This is a genomic window from Streptomyces sp. NPDC006207 (assembly GCF_040613835.1).
Lineage (GTDB): Bacteria > Actinomycetota > Actinomycetes > Streptomycetales > Streptomycetaceae > Actinacidiphila.
Genome location: NZ_JBEXSX010000062.1, coordinates 49564 through 58042 on the forward strand (window position 1 = coordinate 49564; position 8479 = coordinate 58042).

Sequence of the window (8479 nt, forward strand, 5' to 3'; positions counted from 1 at the left end):
AACTCAGTCGCAGGTGATCCGCGACACCGCCCAGTCCGCGACGTTCACCAGGTGGAACCTGCGCGTCGGCTCGACCGTCAGCCGGATGCGGGCGTTGCCGGCGATCGGCACGTGCACCGGCACCCCCGGGTCACCACCGCGCAGCACCTCGGAGCGCCACAACCGCCCGTGGTCGCCGTGGACCGAGAAACGCGCCGCGCCGAAGCCCAGTGCGACGTCGTCGATGCCGACGACGGCGTCGAAGGCGGTGCAGGAGCGGTTGAGGTCGATGGTGACGGTGGACGGCGCACCGACCGTGACGCCGTCGGGGTAGCGCGTGCCGTCGATGCCGAGGCCCCAGCGCTGCCAGACCCAGTCGCCGAGCCGGATCGTGGGCCGGTCCGACCGGCCGAGGACGCCGTGCCCGAGCGCGCTCAGCCGGTAGACCACCGGCTCGGGCGCCTGGGTCGGCGTCGGCGTCGGTGTGGGCGTGGGCGTCGGCCCGGGGGTACGGCTGGGGTACGGCGCCGGGGGCTCGCTGGGTGTGGGCGCCGGCTCCTCGACGGGGCGCGCCGAAGGCGTCGGGGTCGGGGTGACGGCCCGTACGGGAGCCTGGACGGGCGGCGTCGGGCTCGGCGCCGGGGAGCGCCGCGACGGCGAGGGGGTCGGTGTGGGGGCCGGCGCCGGTACGACCGGCGCGGCCGAGGGCTTGCTCTCCACCTGCGGCGAGGGTGTGCTGTCGTTCCCGGTCAGGGCGATCGCCACCACGGCACCGGCCGCCGCGAGCGCCAGCCCAGCGGCAACGGTGATCTTCACCGGTGCGGCGGCCCCTTCGGCGGCCGCCGCACCACCGGCACCCGCCACCGCACCACCGCCCGAAGCGCCGCCCGACGCTGCGGCGGCCGCGGCACCCGCGCCGGCACCGGCCGCCGCACCGCCCGCGGCGATGCCCGCCGCCTTCGCCGCGTACGCCGCGCCGAACCAGCCGACGACCGCGACCGGCAGCAGCCCCTTGAGCGCCGCGTTCACGTCCGCCAGCTCCGCCGCCGCGAGGCGGCACTTGGCGCATTCCTCCAGGTGCTTGCGCAGCTCCCGGTCGGCCCGCATCCGCAGACCGCCGCGGGCGTGCGCGCCGAGCCGGTCCGCGTAGCGCGCGCAGGCCCCCTCGGCGGTCAACGAGGACGAGACGTGCGCCTGCAGGTAGGCCTGGCGCAGTCCCTCGCGGGCGCGGTGTGCGAGGACGGCCGTCGCGTTGGCCGTCAGGCCGAGCAACGGAGCGACCTTGCTGGGTGACTCCTCCTCGACCGCGGTGTGCCACAGCACCGCCTGCCAGCGCTCGGGGAGCGTACGGAAGGCCTGGATGGCCAGCGAGCGTTCGGCCTCGTGCATCGCGCGCACGTCCGCGCCCAGCTCCTGGGCGCCCTCGCCCGCCGCGGCACCGGCCGACGTGACCGCGAACACCGCGAAGTCGTCGACCAGTTGCTCCCGTTTGGCGGTGCTGCCCCACGACGCGGCCACCCGCCGCACCGTGGTGAGCAGGTAGGCCCGCACGGCGGCGTCCGGGCCGCTGCCGCCGCGGATCGCCTGCAGCGTGCGGGCGAAGACCTCGCCGGTCAGGTCCTCCGCGGTGTGCCGGTCACGGCAGCAGCCCCGTGCGTAGCGCCGCACGGCCGCCACGTGCCGCCGGTACAGCTCCTCGTACGCGCTGTCGTCGCCGCCGCGCACACGGGCGACCAGGTCGGCGTCGGACAGCTGCGCCCCGGGGGTGTCCGGGGCCTCGGGGAGGCGTTCCGCGAGCGGATCCCGCTGCCCGGGTACACGGCCGGACGGCGGGTCCGCACCGGAGTCCGCCCCCGCCTCCGCGGGTGGACCGGACTCCCCGTTTCCTTCATCCACGGGCGTAAGAGTGGCACACCCGTACCGTCCGACGAGCTGTCAAGCACCAGAACCACCCGTCCGGGGAGTTTCACCCCCCGGACGCGGGTCATCACCTGAACGGGTCAGCCTCACGCTCCCGGACGGGAGCGCAGCCCCTCCAGCAGGATGTCCAGCAACCGGCCCGAGGCGGCCGCCTGTTGGGCGGGGTCCGGCAAGGACGGCGCCGAGGTGGCGATGACCAGCAGCACGTCGGCCACCGACACGTCCGCGCGCAGTTCACCGGCCGCCCGCGCCCGCTCCACCAGCTGTCCGACGACGTCCAGCAGCGTGGCCACACCGGCGCCCGAGGCGACGTCCTCCCCCGCCCCGCGCTGCTGCGGTACGCGCGCCCCGTCCGAGGTACCGGCCGGCTGCACGTGCAGCACCTGCGGCGGCAGCAGCCGCCCGGCGCCGGAGGCCACCGACGTCCGCAGGAAGCGGGACAGCGCCGACCAGGCCTCCTCCTCCTGGCCCAGGGCCGCGCGCGCCTGCTCCGTCAGGCGTGCCGTCTCCTCCTCGGCTATGCGCCGCACCAGCACGTCCTTGCTGGGGAACCGCCGGTAGACGGTGCCGACGCCCACCCGGGCCCGCCGCGCCACGTCCTCCATCGGCGCGCCGTACCCCAGCTCGCCGAAGACCTCGCGGGCGGCCCGCAGCACGTGCTCGAGGTTGCGTTGCGCGTCCACGCGCAACGGCGACGTACGACTGCCGCCGACACCCCGTACGACCGTTTCCGGATGACCGCTGACGGTCGCGGTCATCGCCCATTGAGGGTCCTGGATATGCATATGTGTATCCCCCGGTTAATCGCGTCTCCCCCCGGAGACTCCCCACCCCATGATCGCCGGGAGACGGCGGACGACGCCGCACGGGCACCCCGGCCGGATACGAACATAGTTGAGCCCCGGTCAAGAATGAAGGGGGAGTCCACCCACGATCGGAGTACCACGGCCGCCGATTCTCCGTTCCGGCACTTCACACCGGTCGGCAACCCGCCCGTGACCTGCCGGAGAACAGGATTCGGCCATTCATTGCCGTACGCCCTGTGGACAAACCCCGATGGCCCATTGCCTCATGGGACGATGGCAGCACTCAAGGGGCCGTCCGGTGCGGCAGAAGAATCCGGGATCCCACGCATCCTGGTCGTCGGCGGCGGTTATGTGGGCATGTACACCGCTTTGCGGCTGCAGCGCAGGCTGAAGCGCGACGAAGCGGAAATCGTCGTGGTCGAACCGCAGCCTTATATGACCTATCAGCCCTTCCTGCCCGAGGCGGCGGCCGGCTCCATCTCGCCGCGCCACGTCGTGGTGCCCCTGCGCCGGGTCCTGGACCGCTGCACGCTGGTCGTCGGCGAGGCCCGGCGCATCGACCACGGCAAACGGGTCGCCACCCTCACCACCCTCGCCACCAAGGAGGAGGGCTCCGCCGCGCTGGAGCTGCCGTACGACCACCTGGTGCTGGCACCCGGCTCGGTCTCCCGCACCCTGCCGATCCCCGGCCTCGCCGAGCACGGCATCGGCTTCAAGACCGTCGAGGAGGCCATCGGGCTGCGCAACCACGTCCTGGAGCAGCTCGACATCGCCTCCTCCACCCGGGACGTCGAGGTCCGCGAGGCCGCCCTGACCTTCGTCTTCGTCGGCGCCGGCTACGCCGGCGTGGAGGCCCTCGGCGAGCTGGAGGACATGGCCCGCTACGCGGTGCGCTACTACCACAACGTCGAGGCCGACGACCTGAGGTGGATCCTGGTGGAGGCCACCGACCGCATCCTCCCCGAGGTCGGCGAGGAGATGGGCCGGTACGCCGTCCGTGAGCTGCGCGGCCGCAACGTCGACATCCGCCTGAACACCCGGCTGGAGTCCTGCGAGAACCGCATCGCCGTCCTCGACGACGGTTCCCGCCTCCCCACCCGCACGCTGGTGTGGACGGCCGGGGTCAAGCCGCACCCCGTGCTCTCCCGCACCGACCTGCCGCTCAACGGGCGTGGCCGGATCAAGTGCACCGCGGACCTGCGGATCGCCGGCACCGAGGGCGCCTGGGCCGCGGGCGACGCCGCCGCCGTCCCGGACGTCACCTCCGACGACCCCGAGGCGCTTTGCGCGCCCAACGCCCAGCACGCCCTGCGCCAGGCCCGGGTCCTGGCCGACAACATCGTCGCGACCCTGCGCGGCGAGCCGCTGACCGACTACCGTCACGAGTACGCGGGCTCGGTCGCCTCACTCGGCCTCCACAAGGGCGTGGCACAGGTCTACGGGCGCAAACTCAAGGGCTACCCTGCCTGGTTCATGCACCGCGCGTACCACCTCAGCCGGATGCCCACCTTCAACCGCAAGGCGCGCATCCTGGCCGAATGGGTCCTGTCCGGGCTCTTCAAACGGGAGATCGTCTCGCTCGGCTCGCTGGAGAACCCCCGCGCCGAGTTCGAGCTCGCCGCGGAGACCGGCCGCAAGCCCGACGCGCCCTGACCGCCAGTGCGGATGCGGTGGCCGATTCCCCCGGAGCGGTGGGTCGGCCACACTGGACCCCGTGACCAAGCGTGCGTCAGCACCTGCAAAGAGTGACAAATACGAGGAATCGGACGTTTGAACCTCACGCGTTGGAGCGCCCGGCTCCCCGGAACACAACGACGCAATGCCCAGGCGGCGGCCGCCGGTGCCGAACCCCCGTCCGGCGGAGCGGTCCCCGCGGCGCGCGGCGAGGCCGCCGAGCACCCCGACGCGCCGGCGCACACCCTCGACGCGCTCCCCGTACGCGAGGTGCTGGGCCGGCTGCCCGCCCTCATCGCGGTCACGCACGGGCCCACGCACCACCTCGGGTACGTCAACGAGGCCTGGACCGAGGTCTTCGGCCCCCGCACCGCAGGGGAGCCGGCCCGCGAGTCCCTCCCCGAGCTCGCCGAGCTCGGTCTGCTCCCCCTGATGGACCAGGTCTTCCGCAGTGGCAAGCCCCGCACCGTCAAGGCCCGCAGGGTCGCCACCGCCACCCGGCAGGGCTACTTCACCCTCACCTGCAGCCCCGTCCCGGTGAAGGACGGCGGCGACACCGGCGGTGTCCTGGTCTTCGCCACCGACGTCACCGACCAGGTCCAGGCGGCCGAACGCCTCCGCGAGAGCGAGCGCCGCCTCCACGCGACCGCCGTCACCCTCCAGCGCAGCCTGCTCCCCCAGGAGCTCGAACAGCCCGACGACCTGCGCGTCGCCGCCACCTACCAGCCCGGCGGCACCGACGCCGCCGTCGGCGGCGACTGGTACGACGTCATCACCCTCGGCGCCGGCCGCACCGCCCTCGTCATCGGCGACGTCATGGGCCGCGGCGTGCGCGCCGCCGCCGTCATGGGGCAGCTGCGCACCGCCGTCCGCGCCTACGCCCGCCTCGACCTGCCCCCGCACGAGGTCATCCAGCTCCTCGACGGCCTCGCCGCCGAGATCGACGCCACCCAGATCGCCACCTGCGTCTACGCCGTCCACGACCCCAGCGAGGGACGGCTGGCGTACGCCTCCGCCGGCCACCTGCCGATCGTCGTCCGCGACGCCGACGGAACCGTCCGCCGCGCCGACGAACCCACCGGCCCGCCGCTGGGTACCGGCGGCTGGGTCCACACCTCAGGCTCCGTCCCCCTCGGGCCCGGTGCCACCGCCGTGCTCTACACCGACGGCCTCATCGAGCGCCGCGGCGAGGACATCGACGAGGGCGTCTCCGCCCTGATGAACGCCCTCGCCGGTGCCACCGGCAGCCCCCAGGTCATCTGCGACCGCCTGTTGCGCGCCCTCGGGGTCACCTCCGAGCACGCCGACGACGTCGCCGTGCTCGTCATGCAGTACCCGCAGCACGAGGGCAATGACTCCGAGCTGTTCCGCAACGCCTCCCTGGAACTGCTGGGCGGCATCGAGGCGGCCCCCCGTGCCCGCGCCTTCGCGCAGGGCGTGCTGACCTCCTGGCGCTTCCCCGTCGAACTCGTCGACCTCGGCGTCCTCGCCGCCAGCGAACTGGTCGCCAACTCGCTCCAGCACGGCGTCCCGCCCATGCGGCTGCGGCTGCGCCGCACCGACCGGCGCCTGATCATCGAGGTCACCGACGGCGACGACCACCTGCCGCGCCGCCGCCGCGCCGAACCGGCCGACGAAGCCGGCCGGGGCATCTCCATCATCGCCACCATCGCGTCCGCCTGGGGATCCCGGCGGACCCCGGGCGGCGGCAAGGCGGTGTGGTGCGAGTTCGCGCTCCCCACCTGAGGGAGGATCACGCCGCCAGCACGGGCTCGTGCAGCGGCGCGTCCTGCCCGACCGTGAGACGCCGGCCCAGCCGCACCGAGAGCACGCTGACCGCCAGCGAGCACGCGACCAGCATCACGATGTACTCGGCGTACATCCCGCTGCCCGCCATGAGCCCGCCGACCGCCGGGCCCACGGCCAGCGCCAACTGCTTCACCAGCGCGAACGCCGAGTTGTACTGGCCGACCATCCGCTCCGGCGCCATGTCCGCCACCAGCGGTGCGACCGTCGGCGACAGCATCGCCTCGCCGAGCCCGAACAGCGCGTACGTGCCGATCAGCATGGCCGTCGCGATCCCGTGCGCGGAGCCCGTGAGCCCCGCGAGACCGGCGACCACCCACGCCAGGGCCCACAGCAGACCGACCGCCGCGATCACCCGGCTGCGCCGCCGCCGTTCCACCGGGCGCAGGACGAGGAACTGCGCCACCACGATCGCCGCGGTGTTCGCCGCGAGGGCGACGCCCAGCGTCGCCGGCGACACCTTGGTCACCTCGACCGCGTACGCCGACAACCCCGACTCGAACTGCCCGTAGCAGGCGAAGAACAGCACCCCGCCCAGCACGCACAGCTGCACCATCGCCCGGTCGGCGAACAGCGCCCGCCAACCGCCGGCCGCCTGGTCCGTCGGCGCCGCCTCCATGCGCGCCGCCTTCGGCAGCCGCACGGAAGCCGCGACGACACCGAGGACCACGAACATCGCGGCCTCGATCGAGAACAGCAGCGTGAAGGAGTCCGGCCGCGAGGTGTCGACCAGCAGCCCGCCCAGCAGGCCGCCGACACCCAGCCCGAGGTTGCTCAGGAAGAACTGCGTCGCGAAGGCCCGCGACCGCGTCTTCGGCGTGGAGCACCACACGATGAGCGTGGCCAGCGCCGGCTGCATCACGGCGATGCCCGCGCCCATCACCGCGGACGCGGCGATCACCAGGGGGGCGCTCGAGGCGAGCCCGAAGCCCATGGAGCCCACCGCCGCCGCGCACGCACCGGTCAGCAGCACGGGCAGCGGGCCGCACCGGTCGATCGTCCGACCGGTGAACGGCAGCACGGCGAGCGCGGCGACGGCGAACGCGGACAGCACGACACCCGCCGTGCCCGCTCCCAGTCCCCGCACCTGCGCCACGTAGACGAACAGGAACGGGACGGTGAAACCGTTGCCGAACGCGCTCAGCGCGTTGCCCAGCTGGATCCGGCGCAGCGCGGCGCCCATCGCGGTGGTCACACTCACCCCTTAGCTCAGTAGTCCTCGAACTTGAAGACTTCAACTTTAAACTTCGAAGCTAAACAGTACATGCCGGAAGTCTTTAGGGCCAACGAGTTTCGTGGGACACTCCTGCCATGACGAGTGCAGCCGACGGCCCTGCCGGCACCCCGCAGGAGCTGGACCTCGATGAGCAGATCGCGATCTACCAGCGCGAATACCCCGAGGTGGACCCCCAGGTCGAGAAGATCGTCACGGCCCTGGGCAGGCTCAACCGCCGCATGAACGTGGGCTACAGCCGGCACCTGTCGGCCGTCGGCATCACCAGCGCCGAGTGGGAGGTCCTCAAGGCCCTTGTGGTCGTGGGCCGTCCGTACCGCCTCGGCCCCGGCGACCTGGCCAAGCGACTCGGTCTCACCCCGGCCGCCATGACCCACCGCATCGACCGCATGGTGGCGGAAGGTCTGGTCACCCGGGAGCGTGACGAGAGCAACCGCGTCCGCGTCATCGTGGAGCTCACCGACCTCGGCCGCAGCAAGTGGCTGGAGACGATGCGCATGGCCTCCGTCTTCGAAGCGGACCTCCTCCAGGACCTCGCCCTCGACGAACGCAACGTCCTGGGCGACCTCCTGACCCGTCTCCTCCGCCGCGTCGAGGCCGACCAGCCGGACGCCGGCGGCCGCCTGAGGGACCTGGACTGACCCGGCTGCCCCGGTTTGACAGACGTACGGGGGATCCGTAATGTTCTCCGAGTTGCCCGCCGGTGAACACCGACTCCGGTCGGTCCCCGGGCAGCCATTCCGCAGGGCCCACCTCGATGAACGGCTTCGTGCCGTCTCGTTCGCGTGTGCGTTTTTCGGAATGAGGATCGACGGAATTGCTCGATTGGCATCGGGCGCCACTGATCCGCTAATGTTTCACCAGTCGGAACGGCCCAACGGCCGCGAGGACAAGCCCCGCTGACCGGGGATCAGGCCGGAAACGGTCTGATAGAGTCGGAAAAGCCGAAAAGCGAAAGCCGGACGGCGAAACCCCCTCCAGAGGGTGGCAGAGAAGGAAATCGGATCTGCTAAGCTGGAGACAACGAAGGGAAAGCCCGGAGGGGCCGGTGAAACGGTCT

At 72.6% G+C, this 8479-nt stretch carries 6 protein-coding genes; 3 read left to right on the forward strand and 3 right to left on the reverse strand.

The window, feature by feature from the left end:
• Window positions 1-3: 3 nt before the first annotated feature.
• Both ABZ312_RS35450 and ABZ312_RS35455 read right to left on the reverse strand, forming a co-directional pair.
• Complete coding sequence (locus tag ABZ312_RS35450; RefSeq protein WP_500439502.1) at window positions 4-1875, reverse strand: sigma-70 family RNA polymerase sigma factor; 1872 nt, start codon at window positions 1873-1875, stop codon at window positions 4-6.
• A 110-nt stretch (window positions 1876-1985) separates the two neighbouring features.
• Complete coding sequence (locus ABZ312_RS35455) at window positions 1986-2684, reverse strand: TetR/AcrR family transcriptional regulator (RefSeq protein WP_500332120.1); 699 nt, start codon at window positions 2682-2684, stop codon at window positions 1986-1988.
• Window positions 2685-2978: 294 nt separating this feature from the next.
• On the opposite strand from ABZ312_RS35455, the gene ABZ312_RS35460 reads away from it, so the two are divergent.
• On the forward strand, window positions 2979-4358 hold the full coding sequence (locus ABZ312_RS35460) for an NAD(P)/FAD-dependent oxidoreductase (RefSeq protein ID WP_500360298.1): 1380 nt from the start codon (window positions 2979-2981) through the stop codon (window positions 4356-4358).
• Window positions 4359-4475: 117 nt separating this feature from the next.
• Window positions 4476-6125: an ATP-binding SpoIIE family protein phosphatase gene (locus ABZ312_RS35465; protein WP_500332122.1), complete on the forward strand. Its 1650-nt coding sequence runs from the start codon at window positions 4476-4478 to the stop codon at window positions 6123-6125.
• Between the two features lie 7 nt (window positions 6126-6132).
• On the opposite strand, the gene ABZ312_RS35470 is transcribed toward ABZ312_RS35465, so the two are convergent.
• Window positions 6133-7380, reverse strand: coding sequence for an MFS transporter (locus ABZ312_RS35470; protein ID WP_500439503.1), 1248 nt, complete (start codon window positions 7378-7380; stop codon window positions 6133-6135).
• Window positions 7381-7496: 116 nt separating this feature from the next.
• Between ABZ312_RS35470 and ABZ312_RS35475 the strand changes: the two genes are divergently transcribed.
• A complete protein-coding gene (locus tag ABZ312_RS35475; RefSeq protein ID WP_499513091.1) occupies window positions 7497-8060 on the forward strand; it encodes a MarR family winged helix-turn-helix transcriptional regulator in 564 nt (187 codons plus the stop codon).
• The last annotated feature ends 419 nt before the right edge of the window (window positions 8061-8479 follow it).

What these genes read in the sequence shown, in the direction of transcription:
- ABZ312_RS35460 (WP_500360298.1), top strand. Translation starts at nt 2,979, where the DNA reads ATGGCAGCACTCAAGGGGCCGTCCGGTGCGGCAGAAGAATCCGGGATC.
- ABZ312_RS35475 (WP_499513091.1), top strand. Translation starts at nt 7,497, where the DNA reads ATGACGAGTGCAGCCGACGGCCCTGCCGGCACCCCGCAGGAGCTGGAC.
- ABZ312_RS35455 (WP_500332120.1), bottom strand. Translation starts at nt 2,684, where the DNA reads ATGCATATCCAGGACCCTCAATGGGCGATGACCGCGACCGTCAGCGGT.